We start from the raw sequence: 22,908 nt of genomic DNA on the forward strand, positions 1-22,908 counted from the left end.
GGCCTCCGGCAGCATGTCAGGACTGCCGGGCGCCCCCTGCCGCGCCGACGCGCTCCAGCAGACTCACCGTCATCCCCGTCACCGGCGTGCTCGTCGACACCCGGTACCGCGTCTGCAAGGCCCCCGCCTGCGCCGGGTCGATCGCGTTGAAGGGGAATTCGGCGCCCTGCGTCACCAGCCAGATGCGACGCTCGCCCCCGAGGCACAGCTCCGGTACGGAGCACTGGACCGCGTAGAGGTCGTCGATCTCGGCCGGGGTCCGCACCAGGAAGACATCCCGCAGCTTCAGGTCCCGCGGCAGGTAGTAGCGCACACCACCGTCGAGCTGCCAGCTGTCGTACCGGTCGTAGACGACCGCGTCGCCGGGCTGATGGAGCCGTTCGATCACCTCGGCGGCCGCCGCGTAGTCGAGGGGCACCGGGGCGTTGTGCTCGAAGGGCTGCCGCATGTGCCGCTGGTCCGGGAGGGTGACCAGGGCCAGCGCCACGACCACCACGGCTGCCGCCTTCCGGGACCGCCGGGCCGCGGCCAGTCCCGAGCCGGCCAGCAGCGCCCAGGCCGGGAGGGTGAACAGGACGTAGACGCCGCGGAAGTAGGAGACCTCGCCGTGCGAGGCGGCCCAGACCAGGGCCGGGGGCAGCAGCGCCCAGGTGCCGCACAGCAGCAGCGGCGCCCTGCGCTGCGAGCGGGCGACCAGGGCGAGGGCGATCAGGGCTCCAGCGCACAGCGCGGAGGCGAAGACCTCGCCGGGGAGGGAGAGCAAGGCCCAGCCGTCGGGCGCCGGGACCCAGTACAGCTGCCGTCCGGCCTGGGAGCGGCCGAGCAGGGCGAGCGGGGCGACCGTCGCGGCGACCGCCGTCAGGGCGAGGCCGGCCCGCCACCACAGGGAGCGGTCGCGGCGGGCGTGGGCGGCGAGCGGACAGAGGTGGGCGATCACGACGGAGAGGGCGATCAGGTGCAGGAGCCCGGTGAGGGCCAGCGCGAGCGCGTAGGCGGCCCAGCGCCAAAGGCCGCGCGGCCGGTCCAGGGCGCGGAGCAGCAGGAGCGTGGCGACGGCGACGGCGAGCATCACCAGGGCGTAGGAGCGGGCTTCCTGGCCGTAGCGGCTCACGGCCGGGACGAGCGCGAAGAGGAACCCGGCCAGAATTCCGGCCCGATATCCGAAGAGCCGGTTCCCGAGGAGCGCCACTACGGCCGCCGCCCCGGCCACCGCGAGCAGGGAGGGCAATCGCAGGGAAAGGACGGAATCGCCGAAGAGCTTCACCCATCCGTGCATCAGCAGGTAATAGGTGCCGTGTACGGCGTCGACGTTGCGCAGCGTGGCGAGGATCCGGCCGGTGTCCCGGCCGGTCATGTCCCAGGTGACCAGCTCGTCGCGGCTGAGCAGCGGACCGGTCAGCCCGAAGCCGCCCAGGCCCAGAGCGAGGGCGAACGGCGCCGCCCAGAGCAGCACGCGACCGCGCACGGGCGCGTCCGCGGCAGCGGGACGGAATTCTTCGCGAGGCGGGGGAAGCTGCGCGGCGATAGCCATAGGAATACCTATACCTGTCATTTCACCGGTGTCTGCTTGCACGCACCCCCTGCACTGGATAATTTCACCGGGCGGTCCTTTTCTGCAGAGAAAAGAAAATGCCATGAATAACACAAAATCGAATAACACAAACGCGGTCTGCCTCAATATGATCGTCAAGGACGAGGCGCATGTGATCCGACGCTGCCTCGAGTCCGTACGGCCCCTCGTCGACAGCTGGGTGATCCTGGACACCGGCTCGACCGACGGCACCCAGGACATCGTCCGCGAGACCCTCGCCGACCTGCCCGGGGCGCTGTACGAGAGCCCCTTCCGCGGCTTCGGCGCGAGCCGCACCGAGGCGATCGAGCGGGCCCGGGAGCGGGCGGGCCATCTGCTGTTCATCGACGCCGACGACGTCCTGGAGACCGACCCCGGCTTCACCCTGCCGGCGCTCACCCACGACTGCTACGACCTGCAGGTGCGCCACGGCCCGGTCGTCCACTGGCGCCCGACGCTGGTGTCGACCCGCCTCCCCTGGCGGTACGTCGGTGTGCTGCACGAATACCTGGAGTGCGACACGGAGTTCAGCCGGGCCACCCTCGACGGCGTGCGCATGGTCATCATGGGCGGCGGAGGCCGGTCCCAGGGCAGCCAGCGCACGAAGTACCTGCGGGACGCGGCGCTCCTGAAGGACGGCCTCGCCAAGGAACCCGGCAACACCCGGTACGCCTTCTATCTCGCCCAGAGCTGGCGGGACGCCGACGAACCGGCGAAGGCGCTGGCCGCCTACGACCGCCGCGCGGCCATGGACGGCTTCGCCGAGGAGGCGTTCTGCTCCCGGCTCTACGCGGCCCGCCTCGCCCTGGAGCTGAAGCGCCGTATGCCCGAGGTCATGTCCCGCTTCCTGGACGCCCACGAACACCGGCCCACCCGAGCCGAACCCCTCGGCGAACTCGCCCACCTGTGCCGGACCCGCGGCGAACGCTGGCCGCTCGCCTACCTGTTCGCACGACGCGCGGCGGAGCTCCCCCCGCCCGACGACATCCTCTTCGTCGAGCACGCCTGGTACGACTGGCGGGCCCTGGACGAGCTGGCGGTGGCGGCGTACTGGATGGGCGCCTACCGCGAGTCCCTGGAGGCCTGTGAGCAACTCCTGGACGGCGGAAAGCTACCGGCACAACACCGCGAACGGGTCACCGCCAACCACGACTTCGCCCGCACCAAACTGGCGGTGGGAGCGGCCCCTGGAAGGTGACCTCTCAGTGCGAGTGCCCGCTCCCAGCCGGCGCCGGCGCCGCGTTCTTGACCGTCAGCGGCAACAGCTTCTTGCCGGTCGGGCCGATCTGGATGTGGGTGTCCATCTGCGGGCAGACGCCGCAGTCGAAGCAGGGCGTCCAGCGGCAGTCGTCGACCTCGGTCTCGTCGAGGGCGTCCTGCCAGTCCTCCCAGAGCCAGTCCTTGTCCAGGCCGGAGTCGAGGTGGTCCCAGGGCAGGACCTCCTCGTAGGTGCGCTCGCGGGTGGTGTACCAGTCGACGTCCACGCCGAAGGGGGCGAGGGCCTTGTCGGCGCACGCCATCCAGCGGTCGTAGGAGAAGTGCTCGCGCCAGCCGTCGAAGCGGCCGCCGTCCTCGTAGACCGCGCGGATGACCGCGCCGATGCGGCGGTCGCCGCGGGACAGCAGGCCCTCGACGATGCCGGGCTTGCCGTCGTGGTAGCGGAAGCCGATCGAGCGGCCGTACTTCTTGTCGCCGCGGATCTTGTCGCGGAGCTTCTCCAGGCGGGCGTCCGTCTCCTCCGCCGAGAGCTGCGGGGCCCACTGGAAGGGGGTGTGCGGCTTGGGGACGAAACCGCCGATCGAGACCGTGCAGCGGATGTCGTTGGAGCGGGACACCTCACGGCCCTTGGCGATGACGTTCGCGGCCATGTCGGCGATCTGGAGGACGTCCTCGTCGGTCTCCGTGGGCAGGCCGCACATGAAGTACAGCTTCACCTGGCGCCAGCCGTTGCCGTACGCGGTCGAGACGGTGCGGATCAGGTCCTCCTCCGACACCATCTTGTTGATGACCTTGCGCATGCGCTCGCTGCCGCCCTCGGGGGCGAAGGTCAGGCCCGAACGGCGGCCGTTTCTCGTCAGCTCGTTCGCCAGGTCCACGTTGAAGGCGTCGACGCGGGTGGAGGGCAGCGAGAGGCCGATCTTGTCTTCCTCGTAGCGGTCCGCCAGGCCCTTGGCGATGTCGCCGATCTCCGAGTGGTCCGCGGACGACAGGGAGAGCAGGCCGACCTCCTCGAAGCCCGTCGCCTTCAGGCCCTTCTCGACCATCTCGCCGATGCCCGTGATCGAGCGCTCGCGCACCGGGCGGGTGATCATGCCCGCCTGGCAGAAGCGGCAGCCGCGGGTGCAGCCGCGGAAGATCTCGACCGACATGCGCTCGTGGACCGTCTCGGCCAGGGGCACGAGAGGCTGCTTGGGGTAGGGCCACTCGTCGAGGTCCATGACCGTGTGCTTCGACACGCGCCACGGCACGCCCGACTTGTTGGGGACCACGCGGGCGATCCGGCCGTCGGGGAGGTACTCGACGTCGTAGAACGCCGGGATGTAGACGGAACCCGTCTTCGCCAGGCGGAACAGGACCTCCTCGCGGCCGCCGGGCTGTCCCTCCGCCTTCCACTCGCGGATGATCCGCGTCATGTCGAGGACGGCCTGCTCGCCGTCGCCGATGATCGCCGCGTCGATGAAGTCCGCGATCGGCTCCGGGTTGAAGGCCGCATGGCCGCCGGCGAGCACGATCGGATCGTCCAGGCCGCGGTCCTTCGACTCCAGCGGGATGCCCGCCAGGTCCAGCGCCGTCAGCATGTTCGTGTAGCCCAGCTCGGTGGAGAAGGACAGGCCGAACACGTCGAAGGCCTTCACCGGGCGGTGGCTGTCCACCGTGAACTGCGGGACGCCGTGCTCCCGCATCAGCGCCTCCAGGTCCGGCCACACGCTGTACGTGCGCTCGGCGAGGACGCCCTCCTGTTCGTTCAGCACCTCGTAGAGGATCATGACGCCCTGGTTGGGCAGCCCGACCTCATAGGCGTCCGGGTACATGAGCGCCCAGCGGACGTCACAGGACTCCCAGGGCTTGACCGTGGAGTTGAGCTCGCCGCCGACGTACTGGATCGGCTTCTGCACATGCGGGAGCAGAGCTTCGAGCTGCGGGAACACCGACTCGGCGGTTTCGGCTGACATCTCGCACTTCCGTGGACTGACAGGGGTGACCATCTAGCGTAACGCGAGCGCGGCCACCCCACGGACGCCCCATGGCTCAGAGGGCGTCCGCACCGCCCTTGATCCCGTCCCAGAGGCCGGGCAGCTCCGCCTCCACGGCAGCCGCCCGCTGTTCCTCACGCCCGTACAGCAGCCCGTACGTGAAGGCGCTCTCCCCCGCCGCGTGCGCCAGCGCGGACAGCTCGCTCAGGGTCCCGCGGGCCATGACGCTGTCCTGGTGCTCCCCGAGCAGGTTCTGAAGCCCCTTCATGGCCTTGGCCAGTGACTTGGCGGACCTGCCGAGTGCCGGAGTGGCCGCCTCCGCCGCGTACCGGGTGCGCTTGGTCTTCTTGCGGGCCTCGTGGATGGCGACGTCCCGATCGGAGCCGGGCTCCAGCTCCAGCGCCTCCTCGACGAGTGCGGACACCTTGCCGAAAGACTTCCGTACGGCCTTGGACAGCACTTTCTCGGGCTGCTTCCCGGCCGCCTTCAGCAGTGGCGGTTCGGTGAGCACCCCGTCCAGCGCGTCGAGCAGGGCCAGGTAGCGGCGGGAGTCGAGGACGCCGATCAGGCGCGCGCTCGCCCCGCCGGGCCGGTCGCCCGCCCAGTGGCTCAGTCTCCGCGCGACCGGTCCGTGGATCAGCGTGGCGGGCACCTCGTCGAGAGCCGCCGACAGACGTGCGCTCAGCACCTCCCGGTCCCGGTCCTCCCCCAGCTCGCCGGCCAGCCACTTCAGGTCCTCGCCGATCGGATCGGTGACCTCCCGGTCCAGCACCTTGCCGAAGGACTTGAACGTGCTGCGCAGCCTGCGCGTGGCGACGCGCATGCTGTGGACGGAGTCCTCGACGTCCTGGCGTACGGCGGGATCGAGCTCGACGATCGCGTCCCGCTGGCCACGGACGTAGGCGAGCACATGCTCGCCGGCGGTCACCGGGTTCTCCACGGGCGCCGGCGGACGCTTTTTCGGGGCGGTCTCCGCCAGGGCACGCGCGAGCTTCGACGCCGACTTCGAGGGCCGCACCCCCGCCTTGCGCAACCGCTTCTCCACCTCGTCGAGGAAGACCGGGTCGCCGCCGTCCGCCAGCTCCACCTCAAGCTCGGTCCACTGGGCGCTGCCGTCGCCCCCGGCGAGCCGCTGGGCGTGCACGGCGTCCACGCTGACCTCGGCGAGCAGCTGCCCGTCGGCGTCCATGAGGTCGCGTACATCACGGTCGGAGCGCAACCGGACCACGGGGACCAGCTCGCTCTCGCGCACCCGGGAGCGGACCAGCCCGGCGAGGGTGTCGGGCAGGGTGTCGGACAGGGGCGCCTGGATCTCGTCCCGTACGCCGGGCGCGACGGGGAACTTCAGGTGCCAGCCGGCGTCGTGGCCTCCCGTGCGGCGGCGCAACGTGATCGAGGACGCTGCGAGGCGTTCGTCATAGGTGTCGTAGTAGGTGGCATCGAGGTGGGCCACACCTTTGTCGATGACGGCCGCGACCCCGGCGACACCGGTCAGGTCGGGCAGCCCACTGTCGTCGGACTCGTACTTTCGCTCGATCTCGCGCTTTGTGTCCGCCATGAACCGAATCTAGACCGAGTCGGGGCGGGAGGGCAGAGGGCGCCAGGCCCGAATGCCGAGGAAAAGCCGGGAATCAGGAGGTGAGCAGCGCCCTCATCGCCTCGCTGTCCGAGAACGGCGCGTCCTGCGCCGTACGGGACAGCAGGAGGACGTGGGCGTCCTCGAACTGGTCGTACGACATCGGTTCGGGGCCCTGCCCGACGATCACGACGTTGTGCTCCAGGCGCCAGCTGACGTACCGCGTGTGGAAGCGGGGCTGGCGTATGTCGTGGTGCGGGAGGCCGAGGCGGTCGGTGAAGCGCTGGACGACGGTGGCGTGGTGGGCGTCGAACTCCGGCCGCCAGGCGCCCTCCTGACTCGTCCAGCCGGGGACGGACGCCCAGATGTCCTCGTCGAGCAGGCCGCCGTCGACCGTGTAGAGGTAGGCGAAGGGCAGGTGGAGCGTCCCGTCGCCGTCGGCGGTGACGAAGTGGCCGTGCGGGGTGACATGGGTGGCCTCGGGGACGTCGGGCGTCTCCTCGTACGCCGGCCCGCCGACCGCCTCCGACCAGTCCGGCCAGCCGGCCGCACGCAGCCGGGCCGCCACGCTCTCGCCGTCGGTCAGGTCCAGCTCCGCCAGCGCCAGCAGCCGGTCGACCAGCTCCTCGCCGACCGGGCACACGGACACATACTCCTCGGACACCCCGCTCCCCCCTGTGACACCGCTAGGCCGACATCGGCCGCTGCACCTTGATCGACTGCAACAGTCCCACGGCGACCCACACCGCGAACATGGAGGTTCCGCCGTAGGACACGAACGGCAGCGGCAGACCGGTGACCGGCATGATGCCCAGCGTCATCCCGATGTTCTCGAAGGACTGGAAGGCGAACCAGGCCACGATCCCCGCCGCGACGATCGTGCCGTACAGCTCCGTCGTCTCCCGGGCGATCCGGCAGGCCCGCCACAGCACCACGCCGAGCAGCACGATGATCAGGCCCGCGCCGACGAAGCCCAGCTCCTCGCCCGCGACCGTGAAGACGAAGTCCGTCTGCTGCTCGGGCACGAACTGGCCGGTGGTCTGCGAGCCGTGGAACAGCCCCGCCCCGGTCAGACCGCCCGAACCGATCGCGATCCGCGCCTGGTTGGTGTTGTAGCCGACACCGGCCGGGTCGAGGCTGGGGTTGGCGAAGGCGGCGAAGCGGGCGATCTGGTAGTCGTCCAGGATGTGCAGCTGCCACACCGCGACCGCGCCGAGCGTACCCGCGCCGAGGAGCCCGAACACCCAGCGGTTGGAGGCGCCGGAGGCCAGCAGCACGCCCAGCACGATGATGACCATGACCATGACCGACCCGAGGTCGGGCATCAGCATCACGACCAGCATCGGCACGGCGGCCAGGCCCAGGGCCTGGAGCACGGTCCGGTGGTCCGGGTGGGGCTTGTCGCCCGCGTCGACCCGCGCCGCCAGCAGCATCGCCATGCCCAGGATGATCGTGATCTTCACGAACTCCGAGGGCTGGAGGGAGAAGCCGCCGCCGAGCACGATCCAGGAGTGGGCACCGTTGACCGTGGAACCCAGCGGCGTGAGCACCAGGAGGATCATGAACACCGAGGCGCCGTAGAGGATCGGCACGGCCGTCCGCAACGCCTGGTGACCGAGCCACACCGTGCCGATCATCAGGGCGAACCCGATGCCGGTGTTCATGAGGTGCCGGATCAGGAAGTAGTACTGGTCGCCCTGGTTGATCTCGGTGCGGTTGCGGGTCGCCGAGAAGACCAGCAGCGAGCCGATGCCCGACAGCGCGAGCGCCGCGAACAGTATCGGCCAGTCCAGCCGACGGGCGAGCGAGTCACGGGCGAACAGCCGCGTCCAGCCCGCGCGCTCGGGTCCGTACCCGGAGACGGAGAAGCTGTTGCCGGTCATGCGCACATCCTCCGGCTTCCCCTGCGGCGCCGCCGCCTGCGGGTATTGCGGTTGCCGCTGGTCGGTTGCTCCACGGTCGCCGCCAGCGTGGTCTCCTCCGGCTTGGGGGCGCCCTCCTGGCTCACCCGCTGCTCCTTGGCCGGGTCCTTGGCGACCTTCGGGGACTTGATCGTGCCGTCCGTGCGGACCTTCGGCAGACCCTTCTGCGGGGTCGGCAGCAGCGCGTTCTTCTTGTTGATGGTGCCGTCGGCCGCGACGCCGTACAGGGCGTTGTAGATGTGGCGCACGGCCTCACCCGAGGCGCCGGAGCCGGTACCGGCCTGGGCGATCGTCATGACGACCGTGTAGTCCTTGGAGTACGTGGCCAGCCAGGACGTGGTCTGCTTGCCGTAGACCTCGGCGGTGCCGGTCTTGGCGTGCAGCGGGATCTTGTCCTGCGGCCAGCCGCCGAACTTCCAGGCGGCCGTACCGCGGGTGACGACGCCTTCCAGGGCGGCGTCCATGCCCCTGAGGGTGGCCTTGCTGACCGGAAGCCGGCCGGTCGCCTTGGGCTTGATCTCCTGCACGGTCTTGCCGTCGGCGCTGATGATCGCCTTGCCGATGCTCGGCTGGTACATGGTGCCGCCGTTGGCGAGCGCTCCGTAGATCCTGGCCTCCTGGATCGGGGTGACGAGGGTGTCGCCCTGACCGATGGAGTAGTTGATGGAGTCACCCTCGCGCATCTTGTTGCCTTCGAGGCAGTTCTCGTACGCGATCTTCTCGACGTAGCTGCCGTCCTTCTTGCCGGTCTTGCACCACGCGTCCTTGTTGGCCTTCCAGTACGACTCCTTCCACTGGCGGTCGGGGACGCGGCCGGTGACCTCATTGGGGAGGTCGATGCCGGTCTCCTTGCCGAGGCCGAACTGGTGGGCGGCCTTGTAGAAGTAGTCCTTCGGCTCGCCCTTCTTGGGGTTGATGCCGCCGTCCTTCTTCCACTCCCGGTCGGCGAGACCGTAGAAGACGGTGTCGCAGGAGACCTCCAGGGCGCGGCCGAGGGAGATGGGGCCGAAGCTCTCGCCCTCGAAGTTCTTGAAGACCTGGCCGCCCACCGAGTACGAGCTGGTGCAGGGGTAGCCGCCGTCCCACTCGTAGCCGGCCTCGACCGCGGCGGCCGTGGAGACCACCTTGAACGTCGAACCGGGCGCGGACTGACCCTGTATGGCCCTGTTGAGCAGCGGGTAGTCGGAGTTCTTGCTGGTGAGGTTCTTGTAGTCCTTGGCGGAGATCCCGCCGACCCAGACGTTCGGGTCGTAGGTCGGGGCGGACGCCATCGCGACGATCCGGCCGGTCTTGGCCTCCATCACGACGACGGCGCCCGAGTCGGCCTTGTAGTTCTCGCCGGTGATCTTGTCGAACTGCTGGCGGGCGATCTTCATCGCCTGGTTCAGCTCGTACTCGGCGACCCGCTGGACCCGGGAGTCGATGCTGGTGACGAGATTGGCGCCGGGCTGGGCCTCGTCGGCCTCGGCCTGGCCGATGACGCGGCCGAGGTTGTCCACCTCGTAGCGGGTGACGCCGGCCTTGCCGCGCAGTTCCTTGTCGTACTGGCGCTCGAGGCCCGAGCGGCCGACCTGGTCGGAGCGCAGGTAGGGCGAGTCGGTGTCCTGGGCCTTGGTGATCTCCTCGTCGGTGACCGGGGAGAGGTAGCCGAGGACCTGGGCCGTGTTGGCCTTGCCGGGGGCGGCGTAGCGGCGCACGGCCTGCGGCTCGGCGGTGATGCCGGGGAAGTCCTCGGCGCGCTCGCGGATCTGCAGGGCCTGCTTGGCGGTGGCCTCGTCGGTGATGGGGATCGGCTGGTACGGCGAGCCGTTCCAGCAGGGTTGCGGGGTCTCGGCGTCGCACAGGCGGACCTTCAGCATGACCTCCTCGGGCTTCATGCCGAGGACCTTGGCCAGCTTGGTGAGGACGGCCTTGCCGTCGTCCCTCATCTTCAGCAGGTCCGTGCGGGAGGCGGAGACCACCAGCCGGGTCTCGTTGTCCGCGATCGGCACGCCGCGCGCGTCCAGGATCGAGCCGCGGACGGCGGGCTCGACGACCTGCTGGACGTGGTTGCCGGACGCCTCCTTCGCGTACTCGTCGCCCTCGCGGATCTGGAGGTACCACAGGCGCCCGCCGAGGGTGCCGAGGAGGGACAGGACGAGGATCTGGATCACGATGAGCCTGATCTGGACCCGTGGGGTCCGACCGGTCTCGGGGATGTTGGTCACTGCGGCTGCCGCCCCCTCTCAGTGCGCGGGGTTGTGTGCGCGTACGAATGATGAACGGCTGACCTGTGAGACGGCGTTCCGCCCTGGCAAACCCGTTCGAGTGATCCATCCACTAGCGCGCTCCGCGCGCGGGCGCCCGAGACGGCCACAGACACCTGATGGGCCCTCAACACACCCGCCCTCACAGCCGCTTGACCCCCTTGATGCGGCCGACCCGCGCGGTGCGCGTCCGCGCCTTGGTCTTCAGCGAGCCGAGCCCGCCCCGCTGACCGCCGATCTTCAGCCCCGTCCCGGACGACAGCCACCCCGACGAGATGTCGGTGGCCTTCGCGGCGGAGTTGGTCTCCGCGAGCGGGTCGTTCTCGGCGCGGCGGGCGAGCGCCATGATGCCGGGGACGACGAAGGGCGCGAGCAGCAGGTCGTAGAGCGCGGCCGTGAACAGCAGGCTGCCGAGGCCGACATGACGGGCGGCGGTGTCGCCGACGAGGGCGCCGACACCGGCGTACAGCAAGGTCGTGCCGAGGGCGGCGACGACCACGACGACCATCGGGCCCGTGGCCGACTTCAGACGGCCGTTCTCCGGCTTGGCGAGGCCGGCGAGGTAGCCGATGACGCACAGCACCAGCGCGTAGCGGCCGGCGGCGTGGTCCGCGGGCGGCGCGAGGTCGGCGAGGAGTCCCGCGCCGAACCCGACGAGGGCGCCGCCGACATGGCCGTAGACCATGGCGAGGCCCAGGACGGTCAGCAGGAGCACGTCGGGGACGGCGCCCGGCAGATGGAGTCTGGACAGGACGCTGACCTGGAGGACCAGGGCGACGACGACGAGGGAGGTGGAGAGCAGGATCCGGTTGACACGCACGGGGAATCAGCTCCTACTGCTCTTGCTCGAACTGGCCGTCGGCATTGGCGTTCGCCGAGGGGGTGACCGTGACGGTGACGGTCGGGGTGGGGGTCGGCTTCGGCTTCTTCGGCAGCACCGTGTCCCGCGGGTCCTTCTTCGGGGCCTCGACGACGACCCCGACGACGTCGAGCTTGGTGAAGCTGACGTACGGCGTCACGTACAGCGTGCGGGTCAGGCCGCCGCCGGAGGGATCGACGCGGGAGACGACACCGACCGGGACGCCGGGCACGAAGGGCTTGTCGGCCTGCGAACCGAAGGTGACCAGGCGGTCGCCCTTCTTCACCTCGGCCTTGCCGTTGAGGAGTTCGACGCGCAGCGGGCGGTCGCCCTGCCCGGAGGCGAAGCCGAGCTCGTCGCCGGCCTCCATGCGGGTGCCGACGGTGAAGTCGGGGTCGTTGGCGAGGAGCACGGTGGCGGTGTTCGGGCCGACCGTCGTCACGCGGCCCACCAGTCCGTCGCCGTTGAGGACCGTCATGTCGCGCTTGATGCCGTCGTTGGAGCCGACGTCGATGGTGATGGTCCAGGAGAAGCCCTGGGCCGCTCCTATGGCGATGACCTCGGCGCCCTTGATGCCGTACTGGCCCTCGGCCGCGATGCCCATCATCTTGTTGAGCTGCTTGAGGCGGCTGGCGTTGCGGTCGTCGCTGCCGAGCTTCGCCTTGAGGGCCGCGTTCTCCTTCTCCAGCGCGGCGAGCCGGTCGTGGCGCTCACCGGAGTCGCGGATCGAGGAGATCGCGTTGCCGACCGGGTTCACCGCGGCGGAGACGCCGTCCTCGATCGGGCCGAAGACCGTGGCCGCGGCCTGGCGGGCACCGTCGACCGGTGAGTCCTCTCCGCCGCGGATGTCCACCGTGATCAGTGCGAACGCGATGGCGATCAGCAGCACCAGGAGCAGCCGGCTCTCTCGTGTGTCCCTCACGTGCGGCGGCCGTGCCTTCCTCAATAGGAATGTGCAGTGTTCAGGAATGTGCGGGTGTGTATGCGCGGATGTGTATGCGCGAGCTTATGCCTCTATATCAACGATCCGCCGTACGAGAGGAGATCATCTCGTACGGCGGAATCGAAGAGTTACGTCATCTGCGCGGCTGGGCGTCCAGCACCTGCTGGAGCGCCTCGAACTCCTCCACGCACTTGCCGGAGCCGAGCGCCACGCTGTCGAGGGGGTCCTCGGCGATGTGGATCGGCATGCCGGTCTCCCGGCGCAGCCGCTCGTCGAGGCCGCGCAGCAGGGCGCCGCCGCCGGTCAGAACGATTCCGCGGTCCATGATGTCGCCGGACAGCTCGGGCGGGCACTTGTCGAGGGTCGTCTTCACCGCGTCCACGATCGCGTTGACGGGTTCCTCGATCGCCTTGCGGACTTCGGCGGCCGAGATGACGACGGTCTTGGGCAGCCCGGAGACGAGGTCCCGGCCGCGGATTTCGGTGTGCTCGTCAGCGTCGAGGTCGTACGCCGAACCGATCGTGATCTTGATCTGCTCGGCCGTCCGCTCACCGAGGAGGAGGGAGTACTCCTTCTTGATGTGCTGGATGATCGCGTTGTCCAGTTCGTCACCCGCGACGCGGATCGACTGGGCGGTGACGATCCCGCCGAGCGAGATGACCGCGACCTCCGTCGTGCCGCCGCCGATGTCGACCACCATGTTGCCCGTGGCCTCGTGGACCGGCAGGCCGGAGCCGATGGCCGCGGCCATGGGCTCCTCGATGATGTGCACCTGGCGGGCGCCGGCCTGGGACGACGCCTCGATGACGGCACGGCGCTCGACGCCGGTGATGCCCGAGGGCACACAGACGACGACCCGCGGACGAGCCAGATACCGCCGCTTGTGGATCTTCAGGATGAAGTAGCGGAGCATCCGCTCGGTGATCTCGAAGTCGGCGATCACGCCGTCCTTCAGCGGACGGACGGCAACGATGTTGCCGGGCGTGCGCCCGATCATCTTCTTCGCTTCGGCGCCGACCGCCAGGATGCCACCGGTGTTGGTGTTGATCGCGACGACGGACGGCTCGTTGAGTACGATCCCGCGACCCCTGACGTACACCAGCGTGTTGGCGGTCCCGAGGTCGACAGCCATGTCACGGCCGATGAACGACATTGAGTTCCCCATCAGGATTCGTCTGGCCTTCCTGGGAGCTTTTGAGGGCTTTTCAGGTCGGCGAAGTGGGTGCTGTGACGTGAAGGCTTCCATCGTAGTGGCGCCCGCACGAACACTGCGTAAGGGTCTCCGCCATTGTCAGCAGATGCCGACGGTGTTCGCTTCTGGAGAGGGGCGTTCGGGGGTGCTCGTTCCCTCGATCGGCACGCATATGCCAAGAAAGTCCGGAGGCGGTCCCCCGGACTTTCACCAACGGCACACGCGTCAGGCGCGACCCGGGAAGAAGATCTTCACCTCGCGCTCGGCGGACTCCTCGGAGTCGGAGGCGTGGATGAGGTTCTCACGGACGATCACACCGAAGTCGCCGCGGATCGAACCGGGCGCGGCGGCGATCGGGTCGGTCGGACCGGCCAGCGCGCGCACGCCCTCGATGACCCGCTCACCCTCGACGATCAGCGCCACGACCGGGCCGGAGGCCATGAACTCCACCAGCGGCTCGTAGAAGGGCTTGCCCTTGTGCTCGCCGTAGTGCTGCTCCAGCGTCTCCTGGTCCAGCGTGCGCAGCTCCAGCGCCGTGATCTGCCAGCCGGCCTTGCGCTCGATACGGCTGATGATCTCGCCGGTCAGGCCACGACGGACGGCGTCGGGCTTGAGGAGGACGAGGGTGCGCTGCGTCACGAGGGGGCTCCTTAGTCGAGCGTGTCAAGCGTGGTGCGGGAAGACCGAGGTTACAGGGCGTGTCCGGCCGTCTGTCACGCAGCGTCAGGTGCGGGAGTCTCGGCCTGCGTCTGCGCCTGCTCCTGCTCCGCGAATCTGGCCTTGGCCTCGTCGATCTTCCGGCCGTAGTGCACCGAGGCCCACCACAGGGCGGCGAAGACCGCGCCCAGGAAGAACATCGTCGGCACCACGAACCCGGAGGCGATGAGGGCGACCTGCAGCGCCCAGCCCAGCGCGATGCCGCCCGGCCGGGTCACCACGCCGCACAGCGCCAGACACAGGAACATGGCGATCCCGCTGACCGTCCACACCGTGGACATGGACAGGTCGTCGTCCTTCATCGCGACCAGGGCGGCGAAGCCGATGACGAAGAACTCGCCGATCAGGGTCGAAGAACAGAGCGTACGCACGGGTGGTCAGCCCCTCCCCAGAAGCAGTCGGGCCTCGCCGACAGTGATGACGGAACCGGTGACGAGCACACCGCCGCCCGCGAACTCGCCCTCCTCCTCGGCCAGCGTGATCGCGGCCTCCAGGGCGTCGGGCAGCCGCGGCTCGACCTGGACGCGCTCGTCGCCGAACACCTCGACGGCGATCGCGGCCAGCTCGTCCGCGTCCATGGCGCGGTGGCTGGAGTTCTGCGTGACCACCACCTCCGCGAAGATCGGCTCGAAGGCCTCGAGCAGCCCTCGTACGTTCTTGTCGCCGCTCGCCCCGACCACGCCGATCAGCCGGCTGAAGTCGAAGGCCTCACCGACCGCCTCGGCGGTGGCACGGGCGCCCGCCGGGTTGTGGGCGGCGTCCAGCACGACGGTCGGAGACCGCCGTACGACCTCCAGCCTGCCCGGCGAGGACACGGCCGCGAAAGCCTTGCGGACGGTGTCGATGTCGAGCGGCTCGGGCCGCTGCGAGCCGACGCCGAAGAACGCCTCGACGGCGGCGAGCGCGACGGCGGCGTTGTGTGCCTGGTAGGGGCCGTGCAGCGGGAGGTAGACCTCCTCGTACTCCCCGCCGAGCCCGCGCAGCGTCAGCAGCTGCCCGCCGACGGCGACCTGCCGCGAGACGACCCCGAACTCGAGCCCCTCCCGAGCGACCGTGGCGTCGACCTCGACCGCCTTCTTGAGCAGCACCTGAGCGGCGTCGACCGGCTGCTGGGCCAGGATGACCGTCGCGTCCTGCTTGACGATGCCGGCCTTCTCCTTGGCGATCTCGCCGGGCGTCTCGCCGAGCCGGTCGGTGTGGTCGAGATCGATGGGCGTGACGACGGCGACGTCACCGTCGATGACATTGGTGGCGTCCCAGGTGCCGCCCATGCCGACCTCGACGACGGCCACGTCCACGGGCGCGTCCGCGAAGGCGGCGTACGCCATGCCGGTCAGCACCTCGAAGAACGACAGCCGGTACTCCTGCTGCGCGTCCACCATCTCGACGTACGGCTTGACGTCCTCGTACGTCTCGATGAAGCGCTCGGCGGAGATGGGCGCCCCGTCGAGGCTGATGCGCTCGGTGACGGACTGCACGTGAGGGCTGGTGTACCGCCCCGTACGCAGCTCGAAGGCGCCGAGCAGGGCCTCGATCATGCGGGCCGTGGAGGTCTTGCCGTTCGTCCCCGTGATGTGGATCGAGGGGTACGACCGCTGCGGCTCGCCCAGGACGTCCATCAGCGCGGCGATGCGGCTGACGGAGGGCTCCAGCTTGGTCTCGCCCCAGCGCGTGGCGAGCTCCGCCTCGACGTCCCTGAGGGCCTTGTCGAGCTCGGGGTCCTCGGGGCGGGTCGGTACCTGGGCCTCGGGCGGGGTGCCCTGGGTGCGCAGGGTGCGGCTGCCGGCCTCGATGACCGCGAGGTCGGGGTCGCGGTCGGTCTCTGCCGAGATGATCTCGTCGAAGGGGTCGTCGGTGTCGCTCACGGGGTCAGTCTACGGACGGGGGGTGACAGCTCGCCTATGGAGTGGGGTGGCTTGTCTTGTTCGGCGGGTGCGGGTGGTTCGTGGCCGGTCGCGCAGTTCCCCGCGCCCCTTGGGTACGCGAAGGCTCCCGGAACCAAATGGTTCCGGGAGCCTTCGGCGTCGTAGAAACCCTTACGCGGGCGGCAGCTTGTCCAGCTGGGACTGGATCCTTGCGATGTCCTCGTCCGCCTTCGCCAGGCGGCCGCGGATCTTGTCCACCACGTTGTCCGGGGCCTTGGCCAGGAACGCCTCGTTGCCGAGCTTGGCCGTGGCCTGGGCCTTCTCCTTCTCCGCCGCGGCGAGGTCCTTGGCGAGGCGCTTGCGCTCCGCCGCGACGTCGATCGTGCCGGAGAGGTCGAGGGCGACCGTGGCGCCCGCGACCGGGAGGGTCGCCGTCGCGGAGAAGCTCTCGCCCTCCGGCTGGAGGCGCAGGAGCTGGCGGATGGCGGCCTCGTGGGGCGCCAGCGCCGTGCCGTCGAGGGTGAGGCGGGCCGGGACGCGCTGGCCGGGCTGGAGGCCCTGGTCGGCGCGGAAGCGGCGGACCTCGGTGATGACGGACTGGAGACTCTCGATCTCGCGCTCGGCCGCCTTGTCGCGGAAGCCGCTGTCCGTGGGCCACTCGGCGATGACGACGGACTCGCCACCGGTGAGGGTGGTCCACAGCGTCTCCGTGACGAACGGGACCACCGGGTGCAGCAGCTTCAGCGTCACGTCGAGGACCTCGCCCAGGACGCGCTTGCTGACCTCGGCCGGCTCGCCGCCCGCCTGGAACGTGGTCTTGGACAGCTCGACGTACCAGTCGAAGACCTCGTCCCACGCGAAGTGGAAGAGGGCGTCGGAGAGCTTCGCGAACTGGAAGTCCTCGTAGAGGGCGTCGACTTCGGCGACGACCGAGTTGAGGCGGGAGAGGATCCAGCGGTCCGTGGCCGACATCTGCTCCTGAGAGGGCAGCGGGCCGTCCACCGTCGCGCCGTTCATCAGCGCGAAGCGGGTGGCGTTCCAGATCTTGTTGGCGAAGTTGCGGGAACCCTGGACCCAGTCCTCGCCGATCGGGACGTCGACGCCGGGGTTGGCACCGCGCGCGAGGGTGAAGCGGAGCGCGTCGGAGCCGTACTTGTCCATCCAGTCCAGCGGGTTGACCGCGTTGCCGAAGGACTTCGACATCTTCTTGCCGAACTGGTCGCGGACCATGCCGTGCAGGGCGATGGTGTGGAACGGCGGGGTGCCGTCCATCGCGTACAGGCCGAACATCATCATCCGGGCGACCCAGAAGAAGAGGATGTCGTAGCCGGTGACCAGGACGGAGTTCGGGTAGAACTTCGCGAGCGACTCGGTCTGTTCGGGCCAGCCGAGGGTGGAGAACGGCCACAGGCCGGAGGAGAACCAGGTGTCGAGGACGTCGGTGTCCTGACGCCAGCCCTCACCGGTGGGCGGCTCCTCGTCGGGACCGACGCAGACGACTTCACCTTCCGGGCCGTACCAGACGGGAATCCGGTGTCCCCACCACAACTGCCGTGAGATGCACCAGTCGTGGAGGTTGTCGACCCAGTCGAAGTAGCGCTTCTCCATCTCCTGCGGATGGATCTTGACGCGGCCGTCGCGGACCGCGTCACCGGCGGCCTTCGCGAGCGGACCGACCTTGACCCACCACTGCATGGACAGGCGCGGCTCGATGGTGGTCTTGCAGCGCGAGCAGTGGCCCACGGAGTGGACGTACGGCCGCTTCTCGGCGACGATCCGGCCCTCGGCGCGCAGCGCGGCGACGATGGCCGAGCGGGCCTCCAGGCGGTCCAGGCCCTGGAAGGGACCGTGGGCCGTGATGACGGCGTGCTCGTCCATGATCGTGATGGCCGGCAGGTCGTGCCGCTGGCCGATCTCGAAGTCGTTCGGGTCGTGGGCCGGGGTGACCTTGACGGCGCCCGTGCCGAACTCCGGGTCGACGTGGGTGTCGGCGACGACCGGGATGGAGCGGTCGGTCAGCGGCAGCTTGATCTGCTTGCCGACCAGGTGCTTGTAGCGCTCGTCGTCGGGGTGAACGGCGACGGCGGTGTCACCGAGCATCGTCTCGGCACGGGTCGTGGCGACGACGATGGTGTCGTCCCCCTCCCCGTACTTCATGCTGACCAGCTCGCCGTCGTCGTCCTGGTACTCGACCTCGATGTCCGAGATGGCCGTGAGGCACCGCGGGCACCAGTTGATGATGCGCTCGGCGCGGTAGATCAGCTCGTCGTCGTAGAGCCGCTTGAAGATGGTCTGGACGGCCTGGGACAGCCCCTCGTCCATGGTGAACCGCTCACGCGACCACGCAACACCGTCACCGAGGCGCCGCATCTGCCCGGAGATCTGCCCGCCGGACTCGCCCTTCCACTGCCAGACGCGCTCGACGAAGGCCTCGCGCCCGAGGTCGTGGCGGGACTTGCCTTCCTTCCCGAGCTCCCTCTCGACGACGTTCTGGGTGGCGATGCCGGCGTGGTCCATGCCGGGCTGCCACAGCGTCTCGAAGCCCTGCATGCGCTTACGACGGGTCAGGGCGTCGATGAGGGTGTGCTCGAAGGCGTGCCCGAGGTGGAGCGAGCCGGTGACGTTGGGAGGCGGAATGACGATGGTGTAGGGCGGCTTGTCGCTCTTCTCATCGGCCTCGAAGTAACCACGCTCTACCCAGCGCTCGTACAGCGGCCCCTCTACATCGGCCGGCGCGTACTGGGTCGGCAGTTCGGTGTCGGGCGCTGGTGGCTGCTGCTGAGCGTTCTCGGTCACGGGGTCAGTTTAGGGGTGTCCCGGGCGTGTCCCGAAACGCGTTTGTTCTGTAACGGTGCGCCCCCCGATGCGTTGCGCACGCCGGGCCTGCGCCAGGATGTCTGGAACACATAAGTATCTGGAGGGGAACCCAGTAATGAGCTACAACCAGCCGGGCCCGTACGGCGGGCAGCAGCCTCAGCAGCCCGGTCCGTACGGCCAGCCGGGCCCCTACGGCCAGCAGCCGCCGCAGGCCCCCCAGCCCGGCTATGGCTACCCTCAGCAGCCGACCGCGCCGCAGCCGGGCTACGGCTACCCGCAGCAGCCCCCGCAGGGCGTCCCGCCCCAGGGCCAGCCCCCCTACGGCCAGCAGCCCCCCTACGGCCAGCCCCCGTACGGCGTCCCGCAGCCCCCGGCCCCGGGCGGCGGCAAGAAGAAGCTGGGCATCATCATCGGCGCGGTGGCTGTGGTGGCGGCTATCGCGGTGGTGGCGACGCTGCTGCTCGGCAAGGGCGGAGGCAGCTCGGACGTCGCCGACGACGGTCCGCACAAGCTGACGACGCCGGGGTCGCTGCTCAACGGCGAGTACAAGAAGGCGGACGACGCCGACAGCGGCGGCTTCGACGAGAGCGACGTCAAGGAAGCCGAGAAGCACGGCGTGAAGAACGCCAAGGACGTGCACGCCGGATACCAGGCGGGGAACCAGGACAACCCGCTCGCCATGCAGATGATCAACTACATGGGCGTGTACGGAGAGATCGAGGACCCGGAAGCGGTCGTCGACGCGATGTTCGCCGACATGAAGAAGAACGCGAAGGACGAGGACGGAGGTGAGGTCGTCGGCAGCCCGAAGGCGTACTCGCCGAGCGGCCTCGACGGCGCGGTCCTCAAGTGCCAGGAGACGAAGTACAGCGAGGGCAAGTCGTCCACCTCGACCGGCCCGAGCGAGATCAGCATGCCTGTCTGCATCTGGGGTGACCACAGCACTCTGGGTGTGATCATCCATGTCGACATGGCGAGCGCCATGGCCGGCAAGGGCGCCGACCTGGAGAGCGCGGCCGAACTGACCGCCAAGATTCGCAAGGAAGTCCGCGTCAAGGCTTGAGCCTCACCGTAGGAGGCGGCTCGGAAGCATCGAGCCGCCTCCCTCAGTCACCGCCGTTCATATCGACGCTGTGACCGATCGCCTGCCATCAGGCACGACGACAAGCCGGCCCCGAGACGCTGGCACTCACGTGAATATCTGCAAGCCCGACCAGACACTTCGGATTGGGCGACTTGGAGACCCCCGAGAAAATTGCCTCGTGACTGCACGCCGCCCTCACCTTGGGACCAACCATGTAGCCGTGGCTGCCCACATAGTCCACACAGGCAATCTGGTCTGCACTCGCAGTTGTTGCGGTAACCAGCGGCATGGCTCCTGCAGCTGCCAGCACCCCCACTACCGACAACACCCGCTTTGCGCCGCCAAACTTCATCCTGGTTCCTCCCGTTTCCCCGACCTTCAAGTCGAACAGTCATTCGTTGGTCGGGTTCCTGAGATCACGGAGGCGGACAAGTGAGGCGTCGCCGCATAAAGCTGACTTGATCATTTCGTCGGCAGACGCAAAAGAACCGTTTCACCGTCCTGGTGAACCCCGCTTCCCCGGCAATCCGATTGGCCAAGAGGCTCGTTCCGTACGTCGCGGGTTGGCTCTGCCGTGCCAGGGCACGCAGGCGGTCAGCAGGATGCCAGTTCGACGGGGCAGATAGGCACAGAAGCAAGCGCTTCAACCGCTATCGCGGCGAGCCCTGTTCAGCCAATGAAAGGGGCGCCCAGCGGTAAATCCGCCAAGCGCCCCTGCAGAGCTCACTGCTGACGGCTACGCCGTCTTCGCCTCCCCAGACCCCCGTCCGCCCCGCGCATCCCGCGGGATCAGGGTCGGGTTGACGTTGGAGTGGACCACGTCCGCCGTGATGACGACCCGCGCCACGTCCTTGCGGGACGGGATTTCGTACATCACGCCCTGGAGGACTTCCTCCATGATGGCGCGCAGGCCACGCGCGCCGGTCTGGCGGAGGATGGCCTGGTCGGCGATGGCTTCCAGGGCCTCGCGCTCGAAGTCCAGCTCCACGCCGTCGAGTTCGAAGAGGCGCTGGTACTGCTTCACCAGGGCGTTGCGGGGCTCGACCAGGATCTGGAGGAGGGCCTCGCGGTCCAGGTTGTGGACCGACGTGATGACCGGGAGGCGGCCGATGAACTCGGGGATCATCCCGAACTTCACCAGGTCCTCCGGCATGACGTCCTCGAACTGGTCCTTGGCCTCCAGCTCACGCTTCGAGCGGATCGTCGCGCCGAAGCCGATGCCCTTGGCGCCGGCCCGCGATTCGATGAGTTTCTCCAGGCCCGCGAAGGCACCGCCCACGATGAACAGGACGTTCGTCGTGTCGATCTGGATGAACTCCTGGTGGGGGTGCTTGCGGCCGCCCTGGGGCGGGACCGAGGCCGTGGTGCCTTCGAGGATCTTGAGGAGGGCCTGCTGGACGCCCTCGCCGCTCACGTCGCGCGTGATGGAGGGGTTTTCACTCTTCCTCGCGACCTTGTCGATCTCATCGATGTAGATGATGCCCGTCTCGGCCTTCTTGACGTCGTAGTCCGCCGCCTGGATGAGCTTCAGCAGGATGTTCTCTACGTCCTCGCCTACGTAACCCGCCTCCGTCAGCGCCGTCGCGTCCGCGATCGCGAACGGGACGTTCAGCATGCGCGCCAGGGTCTGGGCGAGGAGGGTCTTGCCGGAGCCCGTGGGCCCGAGCAGCAGGATGTTGGACTTCGCCAACTCGATCGCGTCGTCACGGCCGTTGCCGCCGCCGTTCTCGCCGGCCTGGACGCGCTTGTAGTGGTTGTAGACCGCCACGGAGAGGGCCTTCTTGGCCGCCTCCTGGCCCACCACGTAGCCCTCGAGGAACTCGTAGATCTCGCGGGGCTTGGGGAGTTCCTCCCAGCGGACCTCGCTGGTCTCCGCCAGCTCTTCCTCGATGATCTCGTTGCAGAGATCGATGCACTCGTCGCAGATGTAGACACCGGGCCCTGCGATGAGCTTCTTGACCTGCTTCTGGCTCTTGCCGCAGAACGAGCACTTGAGCAGATCGCCGCCGTCACCGATGCGTGCCACGGTGTGCTTCCCCTTCGCCTGGGAGACGACTGGACACTTTCGAGTCCAGCGGCTCCTGGTGCTGCCTTAATCCGACGGTACCTTGCCTGGCCCCCCGTTCGGGCCCCCCTTGGCCGGGTTCACTTTGACGTGCAGCGTGTCAAAGCACACGAACCATGCCAAGGGGCGGCAGACGATACAGCAGCCGCGTCAGCGGACTGCGGCGTTGTTCATCTTCCGGGTGGAGATGATCTGGTCGATCAGGCCGTACGAGAGCGCCTCCTCGGCCGTGAGGATCTTGTCGCGCTCGATGTCCTCGCGGATCTTCTCGATCGGCGTGGTGGAGTGCTTGGCCAGCATCTCCTCCAGCTGCGAGCGCATCCGCAGGATCTCGTTGGCGGCGATCTCCAGGTCGGAGACCTGACCGCGGCCGGTCTCGCTGTACGGCTGGTGGATCAGGACGCGGGCGTTCGGGAGCGCCATGCGCTTGCCCGGCGTACCGGCGGCCAGCAGGATCGCGGCGGCGGAGGCCGCCTGGCCCATGCAGACCGTCTGGATGTCGGGCTTCACGAACTGCATCGTGTCGTAGATCGCCGTGAGGGCGGTGAAGGAGCCGCCCGGGCTGTTGATGTAGACCGAGATGTCCCGGTCGGGGTCCATCGACTCCAGGCACAGCAGCTGCGCCATGACGTCGTTGGCGGAGGCGTCGTCGATCTGGACGCCGAGGAAGATCACGCGCTCCTCGAAGAGCTTCGCGTACGGGTCGTACTCACGAATGCCCTGCGAGGTGCGCTCGACGAAGCGCGGGATGACGTACCGGGACTCCGCCGAGGGGCCCGTGTACTCGGCGCGCGTGCGGTCGTACAGGCCGCTGCCGGGGTAGTCGTTCACTGTCTGTCTCCTAGGAGCTGAGGCGGT

Annotated in this window: 17 protein-coding genes; 2 read left to right on the forward strand and 15 right to left on the reverse strand. The window is 68.9% G+C overall.

Features of this window, described 5'->3' with window-relative positions:
* Positions 1-16 precede the first annotated feature (16 nt).
* A complete protein-coding gene (locus tag CRP56_RS14605) occupies positions 17-1,465 on the reverse strand; it encodes a glycosyltransferase family 39 protein (RefSeq protein ID WP_179851020.1) in 1,449 nt (482 codons plus the stop codon).
* 214 nt (positions 1,466-1,679) lie between these two features.
* Here CRP56_RS14605 and CRP56_RS14610 point away from each other — a divergent pair, with 214 nt between their 5' ends.
* A complete protein-coding gene (locus tag CRP56_RS14610; protein ID WP_179851021.1) occupies positions 1,680-2,768 on the forward strand; it encodes a tetratricopeptide repeat-containing glycosyltransferase in 1,089 nt (362 codons plus the stop codon).
* Between the two features lie 4 nt (positions 2,769-2,772).
* Here CRP56_RS14610 and CRP56_RS14615 read toward each other — a convergent pair whose 3' ends face one another.
* The 12 genes from CRP56_RS14615 to CRP56_RS14670 form a co-directional block, all read right to left on the reverse strand.
* A complete protein-coding gene (locus CRP56_RS14615) occupies positions 2,773-4,743 on the reverse strand; it encodes a TIGR03960 family B12-binding radical SAM protein (protein ID WP_097264059.1) in 1,971 nt (656 codons plus the stop codon).
* Positions 4,744-4,819: 76 nt separating this feature from the next.
* Positions 4,820-6,322 (reverse strand): CYTH and CHAD domain-containing protein, encoded by a 1,503-nt coding sequence (locus tag CRP56_RS14620; RefSeq protein WP_097264060.1) that lies wholly within the window; start codon positions 6,320-6,322, stop codon positions 4,820-4,822.
* A 73-nt stretch (positions 6,323-6,395) separates the two neighbouring features.
* Positions 6,396-7,004, reverse strand: coding sequence for a hypothetical protein (locus tag CRP56_RS14625; protein ID WP_097264062.1), 609 nt, complete (start codon positions 7,002-7,004; stop codon positions 6,396-6,398).
* A 22-nt stretch (positions 7,005-7,026) separates the two neighbouring features.
* Positions 7,027-8,223 carry a rod shape-determining protein RodA gene (gene rodA / locus CRP56_RS14630; RefSeq protein ID WP_097264064.1) on the reverse strand — a complete coding sequence of 399 codons (1,197 nt, stop codon included), beginning with the start codon at positions 8,221-8,223 and terminating at the stop codon, positions 7,027-7,029.
* A complete protein-coding gene (gene mrdA / locus CRP56_RS14635) occupies positions 8,220-10,469 on the reverse strand; it encodes a penicillin-binding protein 2 (protein WP_097264066.1) in 2,250 nt (749 codons plus the stop codon). The genes rodA and mrdA overlap by 4 nt, the downstream gene beginning before the upstream one ends.
* A 181-nt stretch (positions 10,470-10,650) precedes the next feature.
* A complete protein-coding gene (mreD, locus tag CRP56_RS14640) occupies positions 10,651-11,328 on the reverse strand; it encodes a rod shape-determining protein MreD (RefSeq protein ID WP_097264068.1) in 678 nt (225 codons plus the stop codon).
* 13 nt (positions 11,329-11,341) lie between these two features.
* On the reverse strand, positions 11,342-12,289 hold the full coding sequence (mreC, locus tag CRP56_RS14645) for a rod shape-determining protein MreC (protein ID WP_097264070.1): 948 nt from the start codon (positions 12,287-12,289) through the stop codon (positions 11,342-11,344).
* 154 nt (positions 12,290-12,443) lie between these two features.
* Positions 12,444-13,463, reverse strand: a complete 1,020-nt coding sequence (locus tag CRP56_RS14650; RefSeq protein ID WP_004931372.1) for a rod shape-determining protein — start codon at positions 13,461-13,463, stop codon at positions 12,444-12,446.
* Between the two features lie 264 nt (positions 13,464-13,727).
* The gene (ndk, locus tag CRP56_RS14655) at positions 13,728-14,141 is read right to left on the reverse strand and encodes a nucleoside-diphosphate kinase (protein WP_079311146.1); all 414 of its coding nucleotides are present in this window, start codon (positions 14,139-14,141) and stop codon (positions 13,728-13,730) included.
* A gap of 74 nt (positions 14,142-14,215) precedes the next feature.
* Entirely contained in the window at positions 14,216-14,590 is a 375-nt protein-coding gene (locus CRP56_RS14660) for a DUF4233 domain-containing protein (RefSeq protein ID WP_097264072.1), read from the reverse strand.
* Between the two features lie 6 nt (positions 14,591-14,596).
* Entirely contained in the window at positions 14,597-16,084 is a 1,488-nt protein-coding gene (gene folC / locus CRP56_RS14665) for a bifunctional tetrahydrofolate synthase/dihydrofolate synthase (protein WP_097264074.1), read from the reverse strand.
* Between the two features lie 171 nt (positions 16,085-16,255).
* Complete coding sequence (locus CRP56_RS14670; RefSeq protein ID WP_097264077.1) at positions 16,256-18,880, reverse strand: valine--tRNA ligase; 2,625 nt, start codon at positions 18,878-18,880, stop codon at positions 16,256-16,258.
* Between the two features lie 136 nt (positions 18,881-19,016).
* Here CRP56_RS14670 and CRP56_RS14675 point away from each other — a divergent pair, with 136 nt between their 5' ends.
* Positions 19,017-19,964 carry a hypothetical protein gene (locus CRP56_RS14675; RefSeq protein WP_097264079.1) on the forward strand — a complete coding sequence of 316 codons (948 nt, stop codon included), beginning with the start codon at positions 19,017-19,019 and terminating at the stop codon, positions 19,962-19,964.
* Positions 19,965-20,721: 757 nt separating this feature from the next.
* Here the strand turns inward: CRP56_RS14675 and clpX are convergent.
* Entirely contained in the window at positions 20,722-22,011 is a 1,290-nt protein-coding gene (clpX, locus tag CRP56_RS14680) for an ATP-dependent Clp protease ATP-binding subunit ClpX (RefSeq protein WP_097264082.1), read from the reverse strand.
* A gap of 189 nt (positions 22,012-22,200) precedes the next feature.
* Positions 22,201-22,881, reverse strand: a complete 681-nt coding sequence (locus tag CRP56_RS14685) for an ATP-dependent Clp protease proteolytic subunit (protein ID WP_097264084.1) — start codon at positions 22,879-22,881, stop codon at positions 22,201-22,203.
* Positions 22,882-22,908: the final 27 nt, after the last annotated feature.

Source organism: Streptomyces sp. TLI_55, from assembly GCF_900206255.1.
GTDB classification, from domain to species: Bacteria; Actinomycetota; Actinomycetes; order Streptomycetales; family Streptomycetaceae; genus Streptomyces; species Streptomyces aquilus.